This window comes from Paeniglutamicibacter sp. ZC-3 (genome assembly GCF_025847175.2).
Classification (GTDB): domain Bacteria; phylum Actinomycetota; class Actinomycetes; order Actinomycetales; family Micrococcaceae; genus Paeniglutamicibacter; species Paeniglutamicibacter sulfureus.
Genome location: NZ_JAOYTG010000002.1, coordinates 187,111 through 208,189, shown reverse-complemented (window position 1 = coordinate 208,189; position 21,079 = coordinate 187,111). Strand labels below are relative to the sequence as shown.

Here is a 21,079-nt window from a genome sequence, read left to right as displayed (position 1 = left end):
GGCCTTCTCGGATGCCGTCATACCGGTGGCGGGACGAACAGTCCCTTGTCCTTGTCGTTGAACATTTCGCGGGCGATGAATTCGTCCATGTCCCCGCCGGTGCCCCACTGGTCGGAGGTCATCGGGTCATTGGTGTCATAGATGCTGGGGTGCCAGGTGTCCTCGTCGATCGAGTCCAGTTCGGTGGTGTATTCCATGGTGTTGCCGTTGGGGTCGTGGAAGTAGGTGAAGGTGTTGTCCCCGGCGCTGTGCCGTCCCGGGCCCCAGATCTTCTTGAATCCCGAACGCAGCAGCTTGCCGCTGCCGCGCATGTATTCGTCGATGCCGCGCAGCTCGAAGGACGCGTGCTGCAGCGAGGCGTGCGGGCCGCGGGCGATAGCGATGGAGTGGTGTTGCGTATTGCAGCGCATGAAGTAGAAGAGGTCGCCCATGTGCGGGTGGTTCAGGGTGTCCGAAAGGCGGAAGCCCAGGTGCTGTTCGTACCAGGCGCGCATCTTTTCCGGTTCCGGGGAGTTGAGCACCACGTGGGAAAGTCGCACCGGGATGGCTTCGCGTTCCTCGATCTTGCGGTGCTTGCGCACCTCGACGTCGGAGGAGACCTCGATGGTGCGTCCCTCCAGGTCGAAGAAGCGGAAACCGTAGCCCCCGCCGAGGGTCTTGACGTCATCGGGTTCGCCGATGAGCTTCACGCCCTTGGCGATGAGGTCCGAGGCCAGCTGGTCCACCGCGGCCTTGTCGGCGGCGCCGAAGGCGACCATGTCCAGGCGCTTCTCGTCGGCCTTGCGCACGCGTACCGAGTACTGTTCCGGGGAGCCCTCGGCGGCGAAGTAGGTGACCCCGCCGTCGTTCTCCATTTCGGTCAGGCCCCAGTGGTTCTTGTAGAAGTCGACCTGTTTTTGGTAGTCGGGCACCGCGATGTCGAAGTGCCTCAGGTGGGTGATCGGGCTGAATGCCATGATGGTCTCCTGTGTTCCGTCCGTGGGACGCGGGGGGGGTGGGGTGTCTAGAGGTGTGCCGGCACGTCGCGGCCGACCCGCGGGATGCTCCCGATGAGGCGTTCGAAGGCCTCGGGGGTGTCCCCCAGGCCCAGGATGTAGCGGTCCGGGCGCACCACGACGATCTTGGCGCCGGCGGCCTGAAGGATCTGGTCAACCTTGGCCGGGTCGAAGAGGACCACGACGTCGTCGTTCTCCTCGAGCCGGTTGCGCAGCGCGGCCGGAACCGCGGCATAGAGCTCGCGGGTGGTTGCCACCAGGAAGCGGGAACCGACCATGTCATCCAGGCGCACCCCGTCGGCGAGGATCGGCTGCATGCCGAGCCGGCCGGCTCGTTCGTCGGTGTCGCCCTCGTGCAGGCCCGGCCCGAGCGGTGGCGCAACGGGCGCCGACGCCGCGGGGTTCGCCCGGATGAAGGCGTCGCGCTGCTTTGCGACCTCGGCCTCGGTGGTTTGCAGGAAGCCCGCGGCATTGGTTGCCTGCTCGACCCAGAACCGTGCATGCGGCAGGCGCTCGGACTCATAGGTGTCCAGCAGGCTGTCATCCGCGGCGCCGCGCTTGACGGCGTCGAGCTTCCAGACCAGGTTGGCCACATCGCGCATCCCGGCGCACAGGCCCTGGCCAAAGAGCGGCGGGGCCTGGTGTGCTGCATCTCCGGCCAGGAAGATGTTTCCCGCGCGCCACTGCAGGGAAATCCGTCCCCGGAAGGTGTAGACCGCCAGCCGGTCGGCGGTGAACTTGTCCACCGGCAGCACGCCGTGGCTGATGCGGGCAACGCCCGCCGGAGTCGCAAGTTCCTCGAGGTCGTCCCCCGGCATCACCATGAATTCCATCCGCACGCGCTTGCCGGGGAGCCGGATCCAGAGGGAGGGCCGGGTGTGGTGGCCCAGGAAGATCATGTCGGAAGACAGGCCGGAGTCGCCTTCAAGGATGCCGTCCGCGACCAACCACTGGGCATCCTCGCCCAGCTTTTCGGTCTCGATGTTCAATGCCTTGCGGCTCTGCGAGCGGGCGCCGTCCGCGGCGATGGCCCACCGGGCGCGGATGAGGGATTCCTCGCCGTCCGCGTTTTGCACCGCGACCTCCACGCCTTCCCCGACATTGCGCACCGAGAGGACGGTGACGCCGCGGCGCAGCTCGACCCCGGGAAGTTCCTCGACGACCTCCTGCAGCAGCAGCTCGATGTCCGGCTGGTGGAAGGTCAGGTCGTCGTGCCAGCCTTGGGCTCCCAGCCGGCCGGTCGGCACGGAAATCAGGACCTCACGCTCCTCGTTCTCGATGTGCATCGAGGCCATGGGCAACGTGGCCTCGGCGAAGCGCTCTGCCACCCCGAGGGACTGGAGGGTGCGGAACGTTTCGCCGTCGAAGTGCACGGCGCGTGCGGTGGGCCAGGCCTGGATTTCGCGTTCCACGCCCACGGCACTCAGGCCGGCGCGTCCCAGCAGTGCCAGGGCGGTGACGCCCACGGGGCCTCCTCCGACCACCACGACGTCAACATCAATGACGTTTGCCATCTCGCTCCTTCATATTCAGTACGTATCGTTTCGAATAAATGTAACACCCGTCACCCGGCCACACAAGGGGGCCGGGACCGGCCCGGTTGCACGCCAGGCCGCGTGGCTCAGGCCTTCCATACGGTCTTGAGGTTGCAGAACTCCCGGATGCCGTCGGCGGCGAGCTCGCGCCCGAAACCGGAGCGCTTGATGCCGCCGAAGGGCAGCTCCTGGTAGGAGACGGTCATGCCGTTGATGAACACCGCGCCGGCATCGAGGTTGGCCATGAACCACTCCTCTTCCTCGGCGTCGTTGGTCCAGACCGAGCTGGACAGGCCAAAGGTGGTCTGGTTGGCGATGCGCAGGGCGTCCTCGCGGTCCGCCGCGCGGTAGAGCGAGGCAACGGGGCCAAAGGTCTCCTCCTGAACGATGCGCATCCGGTCGGTGAGACCGGCAAGCACCGTGGGGGCATAGAAGAACCCGGGGCCCTCCGGAATCGTTCCGCCGGTCAACACCTGCGCACCCAGGGCGCGGGCGTCTTCGACGAGCTCGACCAGGTCCTCGCGCCCGGAGGCGGTGGCCAGCGGCCCCACCTGGGTCGCGGGGTCCAGCGGGTCACCGACCACGAGCTCCGACATGAGCTTGGCGAACGCGGCGGCAAAGGCGTCATAGACCTCGGTGTGCACGATGAAACGCTTGCCGGCGATGCAGGACTGTCCGTTGTTGCTGATCCGCGCGCGGACGGCCGTCGCGGCAGCGGCGGCGACATCCGCCGAGGGCATGACAAGGAACGGATCGGACCCGCCGAGTTCCAGCACCGACTTCTTCACGTGGTCAGCGGCGATCGAGGCCACCGAGCGCCCGGCCGGCTCGGAACCCGTCAAGGTGACGGCCTTGACCCGGGCGTCCGCCAGCACGGCACCGACCTCGGCGCCGCCGATCAGCAGGGTGCGGAAGGAGCCCGCCGGGAATCCTCCCTGCTCAAAGAGCGTGTCAAGGAAGAGTGCGGCCTGGGGCACGTTCGAGGCATGCTTCAGCAGGCCGGAGTTGCCGGCCATGAGAGCCGGGGCGGCAAAGCGGATGACCTGCCAGAGCGGGTAGTTCCACGGCATGACCGCCAGCACGGTGCCCAGCGGTTCCCAGCGGGTCCACGCGCGGCTGGCGCCGACACTCGAGGGATCCGACAGCGGGGCGTCGGCCAGGAATTCCTCGGAATGCGCCGCGTAGAAGCGCATGGACTTGACGCATTTGTGCACCTCGGCGACCGATTGCGCGATCGGCTTGCCCATCTCGACGGTGATCAATTCACCCAGGCCCGCGGCCTGGTCCTCCAGCAGGTCGGCCGTGGCCAGCATCCATGCCGCGCGCTGGGCAAAGGTGGTGCCGCGCAGCACGCGCGCCGCTTCGGCGGCTTCGGCGATGCGGTCCTGGACCTCTTGGGCCGAATGCGGTTCGATGATCATTTCGGTCGAACCGGTGGTCGGGTTGACGGTTGCGATGGCCATGGGTGGGATCCTTTTCTTCAGACGTGTTCTCTGTCACGACTATATAGGATACGATTCGTATCGGATATCATTTTGGTTTCCGAATCCATTATCCGAACACGCCAGCAGCCCACGGACCGGCTGCCCGACCTCCAAGGAGTGCCAGTGAGCACCAATGGCGAGCTACCGCAGACCCTTCCGCTCTTTCTCACCGACGCCGATGTGGCCAGCCTTTCCGACTGGTCCGGTGCGATCGAGGCCATTCGCAGCGCATACAAGGCTCCCGGCGACGAGGCAGGAACCCCCGGGCGGATCTTCGCCAAGACACCGCGCGAATGGTTGCGGATCATGCCCTCGGTGCCGCCCAGCGGACAGCTGTTCGGCGCCAAGTCGATCGCCGGCTCCTTCGCCGACGGGCTGCGTGTCAGCTACCTGATATCACTCTTCGACAAGGACACCGCCGACCTGGTGGCGCTGGTGGACGGAAACCGCGTCACCGGCCTGCGCACCGCAGCGACCACCGCGGTGGGCACCTCCACGATCGTGCCGCAACGGCCGCTGGTCGTCGGCGTGATCGGTTCCGGCTTCGAGGCAAGGTCCCACCTGACGGCCTTTTCCCACGTACTGGAGTTCGCGGAAATTCGCGTGTTCAGCCCGACCCCCGCCAACCGCGAGTCCTTTGCCGTCGAATTCGACGGCACCTTCGGTGCTCCCGCGCGGGCCGTCGACTCGGCCCGCGAAGCCGCCCAAGGAGCTGACCTCATCCTGTGCGCCGCGCGCTCGCGCGATGAATCCCCGACCCTGCAGGCCGAATGGGTTGGCGGCAACACCGCCGTGGTCTCGATCGGTTCCACGACGGCCGCCCAGCGCGAGCTGCCGGCCGAACTCATCGCCCGCGCCGCGGTGGTCATCGTGGATTCCCGCGACGAGGTCGTGCACGACAGCGGGGACATGATCGCTGCCCGCGCCCACGGCGTCGATGTCGATTCGATCGTCGTCACGCTCAATGCCGTCCTGTCCGGTGAAACCGAGATCGATCCGGCGCACGGGATCAGGATCTACAAGTCAACCGGTTCCGGCCTGCAGGACATCGTGGTCGCCGAAATGCTCGTGGACCGCGCCCGCGCCGAGGGCATCGGCACCGTCCTGCCCGTCGGCATCGTCACCAGCCGCAAATAACACCTCACAGACAACAAAGGAGAACACCATGGTGGAATACACCAAATCCGAGGCCCGCGCCTGGGCCCGGGAAAACTTCACCGGCACCGTCGCGGTGACACACCCGTCGTTCACTGCTGATTTCTCGGGCATCAACGAGAACGCGATCCGCCACGACATCCTCCTGCTCAAGGAGCGTGGCTACGCCGGTTCCCTGATCATCGCCGAAGCGAATGTCACTCCGGAGGAGAACGCCCGGATCACGGCCGTCGCCCGCGAGGCGGCGGGACCGGACTTTGCACTCTTCTTCCACGCCATCTTCGGCACCCTGGAAGAGAACATCCACGCGGCAAACCTGGCCACCGAGGCCGGCGCCGACCGCGCCCTGCTGGCCTACCCTTCATCTTTCTGGCCGACCTCCTACGACGAGGTCTTCGACTACACCAAGCGCTTCACCGACGAAACCGACCTGGCCACCATGCTGTTCCCGCTGCCGGCCTGGGGGTTCGAGCGCATCCATCCCGCCGGCATGAGCGTGGAGTTCGTGCGCCGCGTGCTGGATGCGATGCCGAGCATCGTCGCCATCAAGGCAGAGCAGGGTTACCCGGGCATCCCGGGTGTCATGGAGATGTACCACCACTTCCGCGACGAGGTGGTGATCTCCTGCCCCATCGAGGCCGAAATCATCCCCCTCATGTCGGTCCTGGACGTCCAGTTCTCCGGCACCGCCAACACCAACTGGATGGGCGACTACTACCCCAAGGCCTTTGAACTGGCGCGCACCGGCAAGTGGGAAGAAGCCATGACGCGCTACTGGGAGGTCCAGCCGGCACGGGCCGCCAACATTGCGGTGTCGTCCACCTCCACCCCCGGGACCAGCTCCATCAACCGCACGCAGTGGAAGTACCAGGAGTGGCTCTCCGGATTCAACGGCGGCGCCCTGCGCCCGCCGGCAGTCAGGCTTCCGGACCGCTTCATGAAGCAGCTGCGCGCCAGCCTGGAGGCCTCCGGCCTGCCGGTCACCGACTCCCCCGACTCCGAGTTCCTGCGCGGACGCGTGAGCGCCTAAGCACTGCCCGGCCGCACGCCGGCAGGGCAAAGCCCCTTGGAACACCGAACCTGATTCCTGGTCCGGTGTTCCAAGGGGCTTCGTTGTCTGTTGCACCCTGTGCTGGAGAAGATGGAGCACCCGGATCCCTGGATATCGACCCGGCGGGCAACGGGAAACCTATCCCTAAACCGTTCGAAGACCGTCGGGGACAGATCATTCATCGACCCCGAGAATGGTCGGCCGACGGGCAGACCGACGGTGACTGCAGGACAGGCGGCTCTCGTGCAGCGGCACGCCGTGCCCCTCGGCATGGGTGATGGCCCTGCGTTCATCGCACCACCAACAAATGGGCCCCTTCGCCGGTGGTTGTCTATTAACATCCACCAGTGAAGGGGCCCTCGGCTGCGATTCATGTCCCGTGTTCGTCCCGGTAACTGTTCGTTGGCCACGGGAATCCGATGCCACTACTCCATGACGGTCTCGCGTGCGGCGGCGGTGCTCGTAGGTAGAGATTCAGTTGGATCGACCTTCGTTTCCACCGACTCCGTGGTTCTGAGTGATTGCGCGCGAAGCCCGTTCAACGAAACAAGGAGCACACCGATCGGCAATAGCAGAACCAGGAAAATACCCGAGAGTCCCATTCCGGCAGCGATGAGCGTGCCACCGGCAACGCCACCGGCGGCCGCCCCCAGCCGTCCTCCGAATTCCGTCACACCGATCCCTGCACCGCGCATGCTGGCCGGGTAGGCCATGGCTGCCAGAACGCTGCGCGTGGGACCGAAGGCGGTGGGCAGAATAAACCCGGTGATCCCCAATACGACGATCAATGAACTGAAACTCGGATTGGGTAGGACGTAAACCACCACCGACATCACGGCAGCCAACCCGAGGACAATTCCGATGATCAGGAAACGTGACACCCGGGCCAGAATCGCGCCAAGCACCACCCCTCCCAAGACACTCGCCAATCCGTAGACGCCGACGATCGCGCTGCTTTGGACGGTACTGAGTCCTGGCACCGGAAGTTGCAGCAAGGTCGGCAGGTACTGAGCGATCAGCAGTTGAGTTCCCAAGGAGAAGAATCCGAAAAGCCAAATCAGGATAGTCGTGGGGGCCAGCGGGCGGGCCATGATGGTTCCCATTGACACCTCGGAGCCCGAAGGTCGAACCCCTGGTCCGCGAGCGGCCTTAGCCCCGCCGCGACCGGCTCCGCGCTTGGCCGAGAGAAAGGCTGGGGACTCGGGGACCACGGCAGCAAGTGCCGCGATCACCACCAACGGGATCAGGCCTCCGACCACCAGGAGCATGCGCCACCCCGAGGTCGGGAGCAAGGTGCCGGCCAAGACTGCGCCAACAGTTGTCCCCAGACCCACCCCGGCGTAGGCAGTCGCGATCAGTGCCGCGCGCCTACGCTCGGGGATAAGGTCCGCCAACAGGGTGTTTCCGGAGGCCATTGCTGCGCCCATTCCCAGGCATGCCAGGATCCGCCAGACGGCGAATGCAGTGAAGTCACCCGAGGTTCCGCCCAGTGCGGTGGCCCCGCCGAAGACGAGAACGCTGCCGATAAGGACGGATTTGCGCCCCCACCTATCGGACAGGCCACCTGCAACCACGGCGCCAAGTCCCATGGCCAGGAATCCGACGGCGACCACAAAGGCGATGCCGCCGCCGACGGAAACTCCCCAGCTCTTGATCAACGTGGGAAAGACATGGCTGACGATAGTTACGTCCATGCCATCACAGAGCAGGACAAGCGCGATCAGGCTGAAGTAAAGCCAGTGTCTCGGCGTCAGGCGCTCGGATGTGGAGCTATCGGCCGCCCCGGTGCCAGATCCGTCCACGGAGCTCACGGTTCGCGCCATCGCTACTTGCCCGGGTTCGCGAAGAACTCGTTGAGGCGCTCGGTGGGCAGGTAGTCATCCGGCTCTCCGGCCAGGTCGGTCAAGTCACTGACATCCCAGGCGGGGTCGGCGATATCGGCGAGGTTCTCCCGGTTGACAATGACGGAAGGCTCAACGATCTGGTTGATCTTCGGCCCCTCTCCCTTGAGGATGCGCAGGGCAACATCGACCACTGCCTCGCCGGTGCGCACCGACGGGGTCGTGGTGCCGAAGTACGGGTAGGCGGGATTGGCCAGTGCCCAGGAGGAGAACCCGTGGCTGGACCCGTCGTCCGCAATCGGCGGCACTTCCATGCCCGATTCCTCGAAGGCGTTGCGGATGCCCACGCCCATGGTTCCGGCCTGCAGCACGGCGTCGACGCCGGCCGGGTTGGTGGCGAGGAACTTCTGGACCTCGGCCTGGGCCGTGGCCGGCTGGAAGAATCCGGTGACCGACCCCGCGACCTTGATGTCCGGGCAGTTTTCCAGGACGGCGTCGATGCCCAGGGTTGCGAAGGTGGAGACCGGGATGCCCGGGATGCCGTCCACGCGCAGGACGTTGCCCTTGCCCCCGATGGCCCCGACGGTTCCGGCGGTGACCTGGGCGATGGCGAGCGGGGTGTTGCGGGTGACGCTCACGGCGTATTCGGAATCGATCGGCACCTGCGCGGCCACCAGCGGGATGCCGGCTGCATGGGCGGCCTTGGCCAGGTCCACGGAAGGCTCCGGGGCGATGGCGGTGTAGATGATCACGTCGGGCTTGAGCGAGAGCGCCTCGTTGAACTGCTGGAGCTGCAGCGGAACGTTTGACGGATCATCCGGGGCAAATTCGCCGACGATCTCGACGCCCTCGGCCTTCAGGGTCTTGCGGATCGACTCCGACATGGAGGCGATGAAGGGGCTGGCCGGCGGCATGCCCACGATGGCGGCGGTGAAACCATCGGTCTTCTTCGACTTGTAGTCGGCCCATGCCGACTTCTTGACCTCGTAGGGGTAGAGGTCGTAGCCCGCGGCGATTTCCTGGGGGAACCCGGCCAGCAGGCCGTTCGGATCCTTTGCCGTGCCGGTGGGCACGGACCCGCAGGTCCCCGCGGCCGCCGAGGCCTGCACGGGGGCCGCCGCGCCGGAGGCCGCAGGCTCCGCCGGTGCCGATGCCGCGCAGCCGCTGAGGACGAGGGCGCCGATCCCCAGGATCGCGGCGCCGAACGTGGTGGAGCGTGGGAAAGAGGAGCTCTTCTTCATGGTCTATCTCCTTGCCGAGTGAAACGGTTCGTACCGTATGGAATTAGAGTGCCACATGCGGTACGATTCGTCTAGTTTCGAATATGACCCGTGACACGTTTTTGTCCATGCAAGGAGATCTGCCGTGAACAACCAACCACTCGGCCTGGTGCTCGCCGGGGTGAGCAAACGCTTCGGCGCCACCCGTGCCCTCATCGACGGGGACCTGCATCTGCGGCCCGGCGAGATCCACACGTTGCTGGGCGAAAACGGCTCCGGGAAGAGCACGCTCGTGAAGATCATGGGAGGGGTCCACCGCCCGGATTCCGGCACGCTCACCCTGGACGGAGTTCTCGCCACCAGCCAATCTCCCCGCGCCGCCATGGACCTGGGGATTGCGACGGTGTTCCAGGAAGTCCTCACCGCCGGGAGCCAATCGGTTCTCGAGAACGTCTGGCTCGGATCCCACGGGACATTCCGTCGCCGATTGGGCCGCGCCGAGCAGCGCGCCATCGCCGGCGAGGTCCTGGCAAGCATTGCCGGCGAGATTCCGCTGGACCTGCCCGCCGGGCAGCTCTCGCTCTCCGAACGGCAAGCGGTGTGCATTGCCCGCGCCCTGGTCCGCAAGCCCAAGGTGCTGATCCTCGACGAGTCCACGGCCTCGCTGGACGTCCAGTCCCGCGACCGGCTCTTTGTCCAGATGCGCCGGCTGGCGGCCGAGGGAACGGCCATCCTGTTCATCTCCCACCGCATGGACGAGGTCGCCGAGATCTCGGACCGGGTCACCGTCCTGCGCTCGGGTCGCACCGTCTCCACCGTGGAGCGCGCGGAGCTGTCGATCAACGGATTGATCTCGGACATGACCGGAAACGCCGGCCACGCCGGGACCCGGCGGCAACCCCACGAGCCCGGGGAAAGGATCCTCCAGGGATCGGAGTTGCGACTGGCAGCGGAGACGACACCCATCTCCTTCGAGCTGCGCGCCGGCGAGGTCGTGGGCCTCGCCGGGCTCGAGGGCCACGGGCAGGACCAGTTCATCAAGCGCCTGGCCGGCGTGGCAACCGGCCCCGGCAGCGTGGAGCGCCTGCTTCCCGCGGGCCCCGCACAACTCACCGCGCGGAACGGGGACGCCCTGGGCGTTGCCTACCTGCCGCGCGAGCGCCGCGGCGAGTCATTGTTCGAATCCATGTCGATCCGCGAGAACTTCGCGCTCCCGACGCTGGACAAGCACCGCCGTGGCGGGCTGCTGGACACCGGCAGCATCAGCCGGACGTTCGACGCCTTCGCCCACTTGCTGTCCCTGCGCTTCGGCACCCCCCACGATGCCATCTCCACCCTGTCCGGCGGCAACCAGCAGAAGGTGCTGCTGGCCCGCTGGCTCGCCACCGACCCGAAGGTCCTGCTGCTCAACGACCCCACCCGCGGGGTGGACATCGGGACCAAGCGGGAGATCTACGCGATCCTGGACCGGCTCAGCTCCACGGGCATGAGCATCGTGGTTCTCTCCAGCGAGGTCGACGAGCTCGTCGACCTCGCCGACCGCGTCCTGGTCTTCCGCGACCAGTCGGTGTTTGCCGAGATCCCCCATGCGGAACTTTCCACGGAATCCATCGTCGCCGCCTACTTCGGCCAGAAATCAGAGGTCCTCACATGAACCGCGTCCTGACCCTGTTCCAGCGCTGGCCCTTCGCCTTTGCCTTGCTGCTGGCGCTTGTCCTGCTGGTGCTCAACCTTTTCGTCTCGCCATCCTTCCTCTCCCCCGCGCGCCTGCCCGGCACCCTGGCCACGCTGGCGCCCTTCGTGCTGGTGGGATTCGCCTCCACACCTTCGATCCTCGCCGGCGGCATCGACATTTCGGTCGGCCCGCTGGCCACGTTCATCAACTGCTTCTTCGTCGCCATCCTCATTCCCGCGGGGCTGGGCGACTGGCAGTTGGCCGCTCCCATCATCCTGGTGGTTGCCGCCGGGATCGGTGCCCTGAACGGTGTCCTGGTCGCCGTGGTGCGCCTGCACCCGGTGGTGGCCACCACCGGAATGTTGTTCCTGCTCGTGGGGCTGTCCCTGACCATCGCCCAGAACCCGTTGGCCGCGCCGGACAACTGGACCGAGGTCTTCGCCGGCGGCATCGGCATTCTCCCCGGCGCCCTGGTGACCATCGGCGCCGCGGGACTCATCTGGTTTGGCCTGCGCCGCACCGCCTTTGTCAGCAACCTGCTCGCAACCGGCGAGAGCGACGTCTCCGCCTACGGTTCCGGGGTCAACGTCAAGGTGATCCGGATCCTGGCCTATACCCTCGGTGGCTTGTTTGCCGGGATCGCCGGCATTGCGCTGACCGCCATTGTGCAGTCCTCCCAGTCATCGCTGGCCACCACGTACGCCCTGCTGGGACTCGCCGCCGCCGTGCTGGGTGGGACTTCCCTGGCCGGCGGCCGCGGCGGACTGTTGGGTGCGCTCTTCGGAGCCCTGTCCATCTACCTGCTGCAGCAATTGCTCACGGCCTCGGGCGTGGCACCGAGCCTCATCCAATTCGCCTACGGCTCCGTCCTTGTCCTTGGCGTCGTGCTGGGCGCGACGCTGCTGGCCCCCCGTTTGAAGAGGAACGCATCATGACCAGTGACACCCTTTCCCCCGCACCCGCGCCCCGGGTCAGGACCCGCCGCAGCTGGACCAAGTTCAAGGCATGGATCTTCGAGGCACCGGTCCTGCAGGTGCTGGTCGTCGTGGCCCTGGCGACCTGGCTGGTCATCGCCATCCCTGCCATCGCCAATCCCAGGTCGGTCACCTCGATCTTGGTCATCACCTCACTGCTGGCCCTTGCCGCCATGGGACAGACGCTCGTGGTGATCCTGGGCGGTCTGGATCTGGCCGCGCCTGGCTACATCCTCTTCGGTGCCTTCATGGCAACAAACGTCGCCGGCAAGCTCGGCGTCCCGGCGCTCGTGGCGGTGCTGATCACCATCGTTGCCTGCGGCGGCATCGGCGCGGCGATCGGCTGGATTTGCCACCGCTTCGCGGTCCAGCCGCTGGTCGTCACGCTGGGCACGGGAGCCGCCATCACCGGGGCAACACTCTTCCTTGCCGACGGCGACTACTCCTCCGCACCTCCGCAGGCGCTGCGCTCCCTCGCCAGCCTGCGCGGAACCACCTTCGGCCTGCAGTTCCCGCCGATCATCTTGATCGTGCTGCTGTGCGGGGTGGGCATGTGGATCTTCCTGAATCGCACCGCGGCCGGACGCCGCTTCCACGCAACGGGAGTCAATTTCAGGGCCGCCAGGTTGACGAGGATCCGCACCTCCTTCGTGTGGACCCTGGTCTTTGCCGCCTCCGGAGCCCTGGCCGGGGTCGCCGGCATCTTCATCGCCTCCTACGGATCGGGCTGGTCGCAAACCATCGGGGAACCCTACTTGTTCTCGGGCCTGGCCGCCGTCCTGGTCGGCGGCACGATCTTCGGCTCGATCCGCGGCAGCTACACCCGAACACTGCTGGGCGCACTCACCCTCACCCTGCTGTCCACGATCATCGTGAGCAACGGACTCTCCGAGGCACAGAGCCGGATCATCTTCGGGATCATCATCCTGGCCGTGGTCTCCCTCTATGGACGGGAACGCCACGTCCGCGACAGGTTCTAGGTCCCAGGTTGCTGGCCCTGATGGGGCCAGCAACCGACGAAGAGGGGATGTTCCCGGCCCATTGGCCGGAAACATCCCCTCTTCGGGTGCGGGCACCTGCTCCATATTTGCCGACGATTGGGCTCTTAGCCGGCAGATCTCCCGGCACTGGGACCCTCGGGTGGAGCACGCGGGTCATCCGCTTGTTGCCGGAGACAACGCCAACCCCCAAGGAGCCGTCATCAGCCACGCCTATTATTTGGTTTCGTTGGGGTGCTTCGTGTGCAGTTGTTCGAGATAGGCATTTTGGCCCACGACGTAGAACCAAATGTCGTATTCGCTTTTCTTCGTCGGGCGCTCGACCTTGCCTTTTGCCATGCTCAGGGACGCTCGACTTTTTCAGCATCATCGAGCCATTCCAGAGGAGCCCGGCCAAGGCCGGCCGCAAGGGCAGTGGCAGTCTCACGCCAAGACTTGAGCTCTACAACGGCCAGATGAGGCTGGCCCGTGGCGAATGAGGCACGCGCGGCTGTCAAGACATCGTTGACACAGACTTCCTGATCGGCGCGGCTCAAGGAAAGCATCCATGGGTAGCGGTCGATCATACGGCTGACGAGAGTTCCATCCGTGCTCGTGGACACTGCCACAAGCTGAGCCGCGAGTTCCAGTAGCGCGGTGCGCGCCCGATCTGCACTACCGGACATCAGCACCAGGGATTCGCCGTCACGACGAGTGATCTCGACTGGATGATCTGCCGCAGCTGCGAAGACTTCGGCGGATCCACGACTCAGCTCGGAAGACTGAAAGGTGGTGCGGGACATTGCTCGTTTGCTCATGGGCCAACTCTAATTCAGAACGTATTCTGAACTCAATATGTTTGGCAAGTGATGAGCCTTCCAATACTGTGGCGGCTGTCGTCAATTTATCGCCACAACGGGCCACCCGCAGGTCCTCCGGCACAGCCCCGTTCCAGTTCGGTCGGACAATGAGCGAATGAGTCGGAAATTATGCACCCAGCTCGATCGGGGCTCTTTCTGGCTGCCATCGAACCGGGAATCTACAACCGACAAAAAATTGGGGCGTAAATGAGAAAGTTATCCGCCACCAGAAGTTCGGAAAGCGGGTGGAACCCGCGCGCGGCCGGCAATCCGCTAGCCACCGCCTTGGCGCGACGACGGCCTGGATTGCGGGTTTCCACCCTTTCGCGGAGAGTCACCCGGAATCAGTAAGGTCAGCGGCGCATTGTTAGCGCGCCACGGTGTCGGACTTCCGCATGATCATCCGGTGGATCTCGGCCCGAAGCTCCAGATAATCGGGACGGGACTTGGTCTCGATCTGGTCGCGTCCGGTGCCCAGCGGAATTTCGACCGAGGCGGCCACGGAGGCCGGCCGGCCCGACAAGACGATGACCTTGTCTCCGAGATACACAGCTTCCTCAATGTCGTGAGTCACCAGGACGATCGTGACTCCGAGACGATCGCGGATATCGAGCATCAGGTCCTCGAGGTCCGCCCTCGTCTGCGCATCAACGGAGGCGAAGGGCTCGTCCATGATCAGGATCTCGGGCCGGTAGGCCAGGGACCGGGCAATCGCCGCGCGCTGCTGCATGCCGCCTGACATTTGCCACGGATACAGGTCCTCGGCATGTCCAAGATCCACATCGGCCAACGCCTGCCCCACACGTTTCCGGCGCTCCTCGCGCGAAAGTCCGAGCCGCCGCAGCGGCAATTCCACATTCCTTCCCACCTTCATCCAGGGCATGAGGGACCTGCTGTAGTCCTGGAACACGACCGAGAGTTCCGCAGGTGGCTGCACAACAACGCGCCCGTTGACCCTCACTTCCCCGCTGTTCGCTGGCCCCAGTCCGGACAAGGCGCGCAGCAGCGTTGTCTTGCCCGTGCCCGAGGGACCCACGATGCAGACGAACTGTCCTTTCGCCACGGAGAACGTGACATCGGAGAGGACGTGGTTGTCGCCGAAGGACTTGCCGATCCCGTCGGCTTCCAGAATGGGCGTCGATATGGATTGCATGTGGACCTGCTTTCAGCTTCGCGATTCGCGGTGCCAGCCGAGCGCAAATCGCTCGACGAGCATGAGGATGACATTGAGTAGATAGCCGATGATGCCGAGCAGGATCATGCCTGACCACATTTCGGGCAAGGAGAATTGGCGCTGGGTCTCCAGGATGAAATAGCCAATCCCCTGCGAGGCACCCATCAGCTCGCTGGCAAACATCAGGATGACCGAAACCGCGAGGCTCGCCCGGATCCCAGCGAAAATCTGTGGGGAGGCACTGGGAACGACCACCCGGAAGACCCAGTCGATGGGGCGAAGCCTGTTGGACTTTGCGACATCCACCAGTGCGGGGTGCACTCCGGCGACCCCGTCGATGGTGTTGAGCAGCACCGGCCACAGGGCCCCCAGCACCACTATCAGCACGCGCATGTCGGGACCGATTCCCATCAGCTGGATGGCCAGCGGCAGCATTGCCACGGCTGGCAGGTAGCGCATGAACTGCAGCAGTGGTCCCACGGCCGTGGCAATGGCGTTGTTCAGACCGAGCACGATGCCCAGGCCCACTCCGAGCACGATGGAAATGCCCAGGCCGATCAGTACCGAGTTGAGGCTGGGCACCACCTGCTCACCAACAAGGTCAAAGATCCACAGCTCATGGAACCTCAGCCAAATCTTGGCGAGCGGAGGAAAGAAGATCGATGTGCTCCCGGCGCTGGCTACCCACCACATGGCAACAAGCAGTACCGGGACGATCGCCGGCAGGAAGAACCGGGTGATCCTTTGCGTCATGAGCTGACCTTTCGATGCGATGGGTGCCACGCGAGAACGCTGCGTTCCAACCAGCGGAACATTGAGTCGATGGCCATGCCAAGGACTCCGCACAGCGCGATGTAGGCGAACATTTGAGGGAGCGCACCACCGAGTTGGTGGACCACGATCTGTTCCCCGAATCCGCCCGCGGGCATGACGATCTGCGCACTGATTGAAATCAGCAAGCAGATCGCGGCAGACAGCCGGACCCCCGTGGCCATGTACGGAAGCGCCGTCGGGAGCAGAAGCCGGGTCACCGTGTCCCAGCGGCGCACGCCGAAGGAACGGAAGGTGTCCCGGGCCACGGGGTCCAGGTCGCGCGCACCGTAGATGGTTTGCATGACCATTGCCCACACTGCCCCGAAGAAGGCCAGCAGGATCGTGCTCTGCAGTCCCGCGCCGTAGAGCAGTACAACCAGCGGGACAAAGACCAAAGCGGGGATGGTCCGCAGGAAATCGAGCGTGACCACCGACATCCGGTAGGCCACCTTGCTCACGCCGAGTGGAAAGCCGATGACCACGCCGACGAGAACCGCCATCAGCAGACTGATGAACCAGCTGGCCAGGGTTTCGGCAAGAGGCCCCCACACGGAGCCGTCCACGACCAGGCCCAGCACGGCACCTGCGACAACAAGCGGGGTCGGTACGGCGCCGAGCTGCCCGGAGGCCGCGGCCACCTGCCACGCCCCGAGCACTAGCGTGATGACGCCCAGCTGGGAAAGCCTGTTCACGATCCCCCGCCGCAGCCTGGGATTCCGCGGTCGGGGCTTGATCGGTGCCTCAGCTGCCTGCAGGGGTCCAGATGAGGTTTGCCGGGTCGTAGCCGTCATTGATGAATCCTTCCTTGGTCATCAGGTCAGCAAAGGCCTGGATGTCTTCGACACCGAGCTTCGTGTCATAGGTGGGAATCACTGACTTCGCAACGGCTTCCGGGGACAATGAGGTGAATTCCGGTAGGACCTTGCGCACGGCCTCGGGATGCTCATTCGCATATTCGCCGGCACGCTTCATGGCCTTGGTGAATCGCTGGACGGCGTCCGGGTTGGACTTCGTGAACGCATCGCTGGCCACCCACTCCAACGCGCTCATCCCGCCGATTCCGTCGGTGAACGGTCGCCCGATCACTTCCAAGCCCGCGGCGCGCGCCTTGGACAGGAACGGATCGACGACGAACGCCGCGTCCACCCTGTTGGATTGGAGCGCCGGAACCATGTCCGGGTAGGCAATCTCGACGACTTTCACTTGCTCGGGGTCGACGCCGGAATCCTTCAGGAGCACTCGCAGGGCCAGCTCGGGCGCCGACTTGAGGCCGACCACGGCCACCGTCTTGCCGGAGAGATCCTTCAAGGAACCGACGCCGCCGCCCGGTGCCGCGACCAGCGCGGTCGTGTCATGCTTCGGATCCAGGGGATAGCGATCGCTGCCGGAAACGACCCGGATCGGTAGCCCCTTCGAGGCAGCCGTCACGATGGGGACGGATGTCATGAGTGCCATTTGGAGCTCGTTGTTGAGCAGGGAAGGAATTGCCGTGGCGGCGGTCTGGATCGTCGTGGCGGTGACATCCAGATTCTCGTCTTTGAAGAACCCTTGCTGTTCTGCGATGTAGACGTGGGCGGCATTGGCAATCGGCGTCACGCCAACGGCCAACGCCACGGGGCCACCTGCCGATTCCTGCGGGGCCGCGCCGCTGGCCGAGCACCCGGCCAGGAGCAATGCACCGGCCGAAAGCGCCGAGATTGCTGTGAGGGTTCGGGAAAGTCTGGGCATTGGCACTCCTGAAGAAGTAATTAAGAAAAGATTCGAAACGATACGGTTCGAATTGAACGCTATGTGACGTAGGGCATAATGTCAACCAGTCTTCCGGGTGTTGCGTGGCGCCCGAAAATTGCGGAACTGCGCACCGTCGGGACATTCGCACACTCGTCAGGGGATCCTCCGCCGACGGGGGCTGAGTCCAATGCTTTCGGCGAGCAGTGAGGGCCAGCATGGCACCCTGGGCCCTGACTTATTTAGGCCAACCCATATGAAATTCGACGCCATCGCGATACGATACGAAACGACTCGAATGCAATAATGGATGAATTATTTCATCCCGATTCCACCGAACTCCTAGGAGAACAAATGTCCCCCGAGACTTCCACCGTCGCCGAGGTGCTTTCCAGCCCCTGGAAGATCGACGGCCTGACAATCAAGAACCGCTACGTGCTCAGCCCCATGGCCGTGCTTCAGCCCACGAAGGACGGTCACCCCAGCGACCAGACGATCGCGTTCCTCACCACCAGGGCACGCGGCGGCGCTGGGCTGCTGATCATCGGTGGCACCGTTGCCACCGAGCGCGGGAACCAGGAAGCGCCGTTCCAACCATTAATGCGATTTGATAGCGACATGTTCATTCCCGGGCTCAAGCGCATGGTCGATGCCGTACACGAGCACGACGTCCCGATCTTTGCCCAGATCTTCCCCAGCTTTGGTGCCATGGGCGTGCCCGCCGAGGGCAGGCCCACGCGCGCGGCAAGCCCCAAGCCCGTCCGCATGGCAGCACCGCGCCTGCCACACGGCCTCTACATCCCGGGCGGGCGCACCAACCCGACTCCGGATGAGATCACCAAGGAAGAGATCCTCGAGGTCCAGGAAAATACTGTCGCAGCGGTGCTCCGGGCCAAGGCCGCCGGTTTCGACGGCGTCGAGCTGGGCGCGCACATGCGCTACCTCTATTCTTCCTTCCTCTCGCCGCGCACCAACTGGAGGACGGACGAGTACGGCGGCAGCGCCGAAAACCGCGCCCGCATCCTCGTTGACACGATCCGGGCCATTCGCGCCGAGGTCGGCCCCGATTATCCGGTGGGCCTGCGCATGAGCCCCAACGATCACCTTCCCGATGGCCAGGGGCCCGAAGGGTTCGCGGAGGTCGCGGCGATCATCGAAAAGGAAGGTCTCGGATACATCGCCCTGAGCGATGCAAACTACGAGTCAATGGACAATAACGTCACCTCCGAATCGGGCGTAATCATCGAGCACGGGGAGCCACAGGCATTCCGCGCCGCCATGCCCAACGTCCCCCTGCTCCTGAGCAGCACCTACAACCCGAAGCAAAGCGCGGACGCCATCACCGCCGGGTTCGCCGACGGAATCATGCTCGCCCGGCAGCTGCTGGCAGACCCGGATTTCCCCAACAAGGTGCTCCAGGGCCGGCAGAATGAGATCACGTGGTGCGACCACGACAACTCCTGCCTGCGCCGGCTGATCCTCAACGTGCCGGTTCGCTGCCACAAGAACGCCGCAATGGGACGCGAAGCTGTCCTCGCGGGCGCCAAGGAACCCGTCACGGTCAAGCTTCAGCGTCCGATCCAGGGCCTGCTGATCGCCGCGACCGGCTCCCCGGTCCTCATGGGCATCGCCGACAAGCTGGCAAGCGCCGGCCAGAAGGCCGCCAAGAACTAACCCCGGCGCGACAATCTTGAGGCAAATGCGTGTGCGCCCGGACTCCAAAGAGTCCGGGCGCACACGCATTTAGTTGGACAGCAGTTCCAGAGCTGCCTATTCCGCCGGGCGCAGGGCCCTGCCGGTTCCGCGGTAGATGGCCACGGTCCGCTCCCCCGCGCGCACCAAGACATCCACGATCATCCGGCGCCCCTCGTGGAAACTCACCTCGGCGGTGGCAACCAGATCGTCGCCGATGTGCGCCGGGGAAATGTAGGAGATGGACGCCTCGGCGGTCGCAATGCCGGCGCCAAAGGTATTGGCGGCCATGGCGAACGCGGTGTCGGCCAGCGCAAAGACCAGCCCGCCGTGGGCAATCCCGTGCCCGTTGGCCATCTCGGGAGCGATTGTCATGACTGCGGTGGCGCGCCCCTCGCTGGCGCCCAGCACCTGGATGCCGAGTCCTTCGAGGGCCCTGTCGGCGGCCAGCATCGAGCGGGCCGCGTCGGCAATGAGCGTTGGCTGGATCATGAGAGCCTCTCCACGACCATCGCCATGCCTTGGCCGCCGCCCACGCAGAGCGTGGCCAGGCCGAGCGAGCCGTCGGTGGTCTGCAATCCGTTGATGAGTGTTCCGACCAGCCGCGCGCCGGTGGCGCCGAAAGGGTGGCCCAGGGCGATCGCCCCGCCAAAGGGGTTGACCCGTTCCGGATCCGCGCCCAGCTTCCGCACCACCGGAACCACCTGGGCCGCGAAGGCCTCGTTGAGCTCGATGATGTCGATGTCGCCGATCGACAGGCCCAGGCGATCCAGCAGGCGGCTGGAGGCCTCCACCGGACCCAGTCCCATGATTTCCGGGGAGAGCCCGCTGGCGGCACTGCCCAGGATCCGGGCCAGCGGCTTCAATCCGAGCTCGCCGGCACGTTTGGCACTCATGACCACCAGGGCGGAGGCACCGTCATTGAGCGGGCTGGCGTTGCCCGCGCTGACGGTTCCGTTTTCATGGAAGACCGGCTTGAGACCGGAGAGTGCTTCCAGCGTGGTTCCCGGGCGCGGGCCGTCATCGACGCCCACCACCAAACCTGCCGCCGTGGTCACCGGCACGATCTCGCGCGCGAAGTATCCGGAGCCCACGGCCCGTTCCGCGCGGAGCTGGGACTCCAGGGCCCACTCGTCCTGGTCCCGGCGGGTGGTGCCGGTTTGCCGCGCGACGAATTCGGCGGTCTTGCCCATGGAGAGGTACACATCGGGAAGCTGTCCGGATTCGCGGGGATCAACCCACGCCTGACCGGATTCGAACACACCATCGGCGCGCTGTGCCGCGTCCGCAAAGGCCGGGTGCGGGGATTCGACCACCGGAGGGGTCGAGCTGGTTGACTCGACTCCCGCAACCAGGAACGCCTCGCCGTCCCCTGCCCGCACGGCCTGGGCCGCCATCGCGGTGGCCTGCAGCGAGGAGGCGCAGAAGCGGTTCACGGTGACCGCCGGGACGCTGTCCATTCCGCCCAGCACCATGACGCGGCGCCCGATGTTGTCGCCCTGGGCACCCTGCGGGACCGCACAGCCCATGTAGGCGTCGGCGAACTCGCTGTGGTCCAGCTGCGGAATGCCCGCGAGCGCCCCCCGGATGGCTGCGAGCGCCAGATCCTCGGGTCGCTCGGCGGCCAGTGATCCCTTGCGGGCCCGGCCGATCGGCGTTCTCCGGTAGGCGACGATGACCGCGTCGTTTGGCGCGAGGGCGGTATTCACGGTGGTGGTTCCTTTCGTTGTCGACGGCCCCGCCCCTCGGACGGGCTCCGCGGACAGGGAAAGGATGAGGATCGGAACTGGGCGTCCACGCGCGCTAAGGGCATGGAATGATCATTCATCCAACGTCAATCCGAATATATACGAACCGTATCGTATTGCACAAGGCTTAAGCTTCGCCGAGGGCGCCCCCAACCGT

General features: G+C 65.2%; 18 protein-coding genes. 6 read left to right on the top strand and 12 right to left on the bottom strand.

The features are described from left to right. Positions 1–17: 17 nt before the first annotated feature. The 3 genes from OIU93_RS04060 to OIU93_RS04050 all read right to left on the bottom strand — a co-directional run bounded on the left by OIU93_RS04060 (position 18) and on the right by OIU93_RS04050 (position 3,993). Positions 18–956, bottom strand: a complete 939-nt coding sequence (locus OIU93_RS04060) for a VOC family protein (protein WP_264268799.1) — start codon at positions 954–956, stop codon at positions 18–20. Positions 957–1,003: 47 nt separating this feature from the next. Further along, positions 1,004–2,509 (bottom strand): bifunctional 3-(3-hydroxy-phenyl)propionate/3-hydroxycinnamic acid hydroxylase, encoded by a 1,506-nt coding sequence (locus OIU93_RS04055; RefSeq protein ID WP_264268798.1) that lies wholly within the window; start codon positions 2,507–2,509, stop codon positions 1,004–1,006. A 107-nt stretch (positions 2,510–2,616) separates the two neighbouring features. Continuing rightward, positions 2,617–3,993 carry an aldehyde dehydrogenase family protein gene (locus OIU93_RS04050; protein ID WP_264268797.1) on the bottom strand — a complete coding sequence of 459 codons (1,377 nt, stop codon included), beginning with the start codon at positions 3,991–3,993 and terminating at the stop codon, positions 2,617–2,619. Positions 3,994–4,137: 144 nt separating this feature from the next. Between OIU93_RS04050 and OIU93_RS04045 the strand changes: the two genes are divergently transcribed. Beyond that, positions 4,138–5,151: an ornithine cyclodeaminase family protein gene (locus tag OIU93_RS04045; protein WP_264268796.1), complete on the top strand. Its 1,014-nt coding sequence runs from the start codon at positions 4,138–4,140 to the stop codon at positions 5,149–5,151. A gap of 28 nt (positions 5,152–5,179) precedes the next feature. Next, positions 5,180–6,199, top strand: coding sequence for a dihydrodipicolinate synthase family protein (locus OIU93_RS04040; protein WP_264268795.1), 1,020 nt, complete (start codon positions 5,180–5,182; stop codon positions 6,197–6,199). 446 nt (positions 6,200–6,645) lie between these two features. Here OIU93_RS04040 and OIU93_RS04035 read toward each other — a convergent pair whose 3' ends face one another. Then, positions 6,646–8,043 (bottom strand): MFS transporter, encoded by a 1,398-nt coding sequence (locus OIU93_RS04035; RefSeq protein WP_264268794.1) that lies wholly within the window; start codon positions 8,041–8,043, stop codon positions 6,646–6,648. Between the two features lie 2 nt (positions 8,044–8,045). Next, the gene (locus tag OIU93_RS04030; RefSeq protein WP_264268793.1) at positions 8,046–9,302 is read right to left on the bottom strand and encodes a substrate-binding domain-containing protein; all 1,257 of its coding nucleotides are present in this window, start codon (positions 9,300–9,302) and stop codon (positions 8,046–8,048) included. Positions 9,303–9,426: 124 nt separating this feature from the next. Between OIU93_RS04030 and OIU93_RS04025 the strand changes: the two genes are divergently transcribed. From OIU93_RS04025 to OIU93_RS04015, 3 genes are read left to right on the top strand one after another with little or no spacing between them, the layout of a single operon-like run. Continuing rightward, entirely contained in the window at positions 9,427–10,935 is a 1,509-nt protein-coding gene (locus OIU93_RS04025; protein ID WP_264268792.1) for a sugar ABC transporter ATP-binding protein, read from the top strand. Then, positions 10,932–11,891 (top strand): ABC transporter permease, encoded by a 960-nt coding sequence (locus tag OIU93_RS04020; protein ID WP_264268791.1) that lies wholly within the window; start codon positions 10,932–10,934, stop codon positions 11,889–11,891. Before OIU93_RS04025 ends, OIU93_RS04020 begins: the two co-directional genes overlap by 4 nt. After that, on the top strand, positions 11,888–12,910 hold the full coding sequence (locus OIU93_RS04015) for an ABC transporter permease (protein ID WP_264268790.1): 1,023 nt from the start codon (positions 11,888–11,890) through the stop codon (positions 12,908–12,910). Before OIU93_RS04020 ends, OIU93_RS04015 begins: the two co-directional genes overlap by 4 nt. Before the next feature lie 359 nt (positions 12,911–13,269). Here the strand turns inward: OIU93_RS04015 and OIU93_RS04010 are convergent, their stop codons facing one another. From OIU93_RS04010 to OIU93_RS03990, 5 genes are all read right to left on the bottom strand, one after another. Beyond that, positions 13,270–13,725: a prevent-host-death protein gene (locus OIU93_RS04010; protein ID WP_264268789.1), complete on the bottom strand. Its 456-nt coding sequence runs from the start codon at positions 13,723–13,725 to the stop codon at positions 13,270–13,272. A gap of 409 nt (positions 13,726–14,134) precedes the next feature. Then, positions 14,135–14,920, bottom strand: a complete 786-nt coding sequence (locus tag OIU93_RS04005) for an ABC transporter ATP-binding protein (protein WP_264268788.1) — start codon at positions 14,918–14,920, stop codon at positions 14,135–14,137. Between the two features lie 12 nt (positions 14,921–14,932). Next, the gene (locus OIU93_RS04000) at positions 14,933–15,694 is read right to left on the bottom strand and encodes an ABC transporter permease (protein ID WP_264268787.1); all 762 of its coding nucleotides are present in this window, start codon (positions 15,692–15,694) and stop codon (positions 14,933–14,935) included. After that, complete coding sequence (locus OIU93_RS03995; protein ID WP_264268786.1) at positions 15,691–16,446, bottom strand: ABC transporter permease; 756 nt, start codon at positions 16,444–16,446, stop codon at positions 15,691–15,693. Before OIU93_RS03995 ends, OIU93_RS04000 begins: the two co-directional genes overlap by 4 nt. A 49-nt stretch (positions 16,447–16,495) precedes the next feature. Next, positions 16,496–17,482 (bottom strand): ABC transporter substrate-binding protein, encoded by a 987-nt coding sequence (locus tag OIU93_RS03990; protein WP_264268785.1) that lies wholly within the window; start codon positions 17,480–17,482, stop codon positions 16,496–16,498. 354 nt (positions 17,483–17,836) lie between these two features. Between OIU93_RS03990 and OIU93_RS03985 the strand changes: the two genes are divergently transcribed. After that, the gene (locus OIU93_RS03985) at positions 17,837–19,156 is read left to right on the top strand and encodes an NADH:flavin oxidoreductase (RefSeq protein WP_264268784.1); all 1,320 of its coding nucleotides are present in this window, start codon (positions 17,837–17,839) and stop codon (positions 19,154–19,156) included. A gap of 96 nt (positions 19,157–19,252) precedes the next feature. Here the strand turns inward: OIU93_RS03985 and OIU93_RS03980 are convergent, their stop codons facing one another. Together OIU93_RS03980 and OIU93_RS03975 are read right to left on the bottom strand one after the other, a co-directional pair. Continuing rightward, positions 19,253–19,666 (bottom strand): PaaI family thioesterase, encoded by a 414-nt coding sequence (locus OIU93_RS03980; protein ID WP_264268783.1) that lies wholly within the window; start codon positions 19,664–19,666, stop codon positions 19,253–19,255. Continuing rightward, complete coding sequence (locus OIU93_RS03975) at positions 19,663–20,883, bottom strand: acetyl-CoA C-acyltransferase (protein ID WP_264268782.1); 1,221 nt, start codon at positions 20,881–20,883, stop codon at positions 19,663–19,665. The genes OIU93_RS03980 and OIU93_RS03975 overlap by 4 nt, the downstream gene beginning before the upstream one ends. Positions 20,884–21,079: the final 196 nt, after the last annotated feature.

What these genes read in the sequence shown, in the direction of transcription:
- OIU93_RS04015 (WP_264268790.1), top strand. Translation starts at nt 11,888, where the DNA reads ATGACCAGTGACACCCTTTCCCCCGCACCCGCGCCCCGGGTCAGGACC.
- OIU93_RS04020 (WP_264268791.1), top strand. Translation starts at nt 10,932, where the DNA reads ATGAACCGCGTCCTGACCCTGTTCCAGCGCTGGCCCTTCGCCTTTGCC.
- OIU93_RS04035 (WP_264268794.1), bottom strand. Translation starts at nt 8,043, where the DNA reads ATGGCGCGAACCGTGAGCTCCGTGGACGGATCTGGCACCGGGGCGGCC.
- OIU93_RS04030 (WP_264268793.1), bottom strand. Translation starts at nt 9,302, where the DNA reads ATGAAGAAGAGCTCCTCTTTCCCACGCTCCACCACGTTCGGCGCCGCG.
- OIU93_RS04055 (WP_264268798.1), bottom strand. Translation starts at nt 2,509, where the DNA reads ATGGCAAACGTCATTGATGTTGACGTCGTGGTGGTCGGAGGAGGCCCC.
- OIU93_RS04050 (WP_264268797.1), bottom strand. Translation starts at nt 3,993, where the DNA reads ATGGCCATCGCAACCGTCAACCCGACCACCGGTTCGACCGAAATGATC.
- OIU93_RS03985 (WP_264268784.1), top strand. Translation starts at nt 17,837, where the DNA reads ATGTCCCCCGAGACTTCCACCGTCGCCGAGGTGCTTTCCAGCCCCTGG.
- OIU93_RS04005 (WP_264268788.1), bottom strand. Translation starts at nt 14,920, where the DNA reads ATGCAATCCATATCGACGCCCATTCTGGAAGCCGACGGGATCGGCAAG.
- OIU93_RS04060 (WP_264268799.1), bottom strand. Translation starts at nt 956, where the DNA reads ATGGCATTCAGCCCGATCACCCACCTGAGGCACTTCGACATCGCGGTG.
- OIU93_RS04010 (WP_264268789.1), bottom strand. Translation starts at nt 13,725, where the DNA reads ATGAGCAAACGAGCAATGTCCCGCACCACCTTTCAGTCTTCCGAGCTG.
- OIU93_RS04000 (WP_264268787.1), bottom strand. Translation starts at nt 15,694, where the DNA reads ATGACGCAAAGGATCACCCGGTTCTTCCTGCCGGCGATCGTCCCGGTA.
- OIU93_RS04040 (WP_264268795.1), top strand. Translation starts at nt 5,180, where the DNA reads ATGGTGGAATACACCAAATCCGAGGCCCGCGCCTGGGCCCGGGAAAAC.
- OIU93_RS03980 (WP_264268783.1), bottom strand. Translation starts at nt 19,666, where the DNA reads ATGATCCAGCCAACGCTCATTGCCGACGCGGCCCGCTCGATGCTGGCC.
- OIU93_RS03990 (WP_264268785.1), bottom strand. Translation starts at nt 17,482, where the DNA reads ATGCCCAGACTTTCCCGAACCCTCACAGCAATCTCGGCGCTTTCGGCC.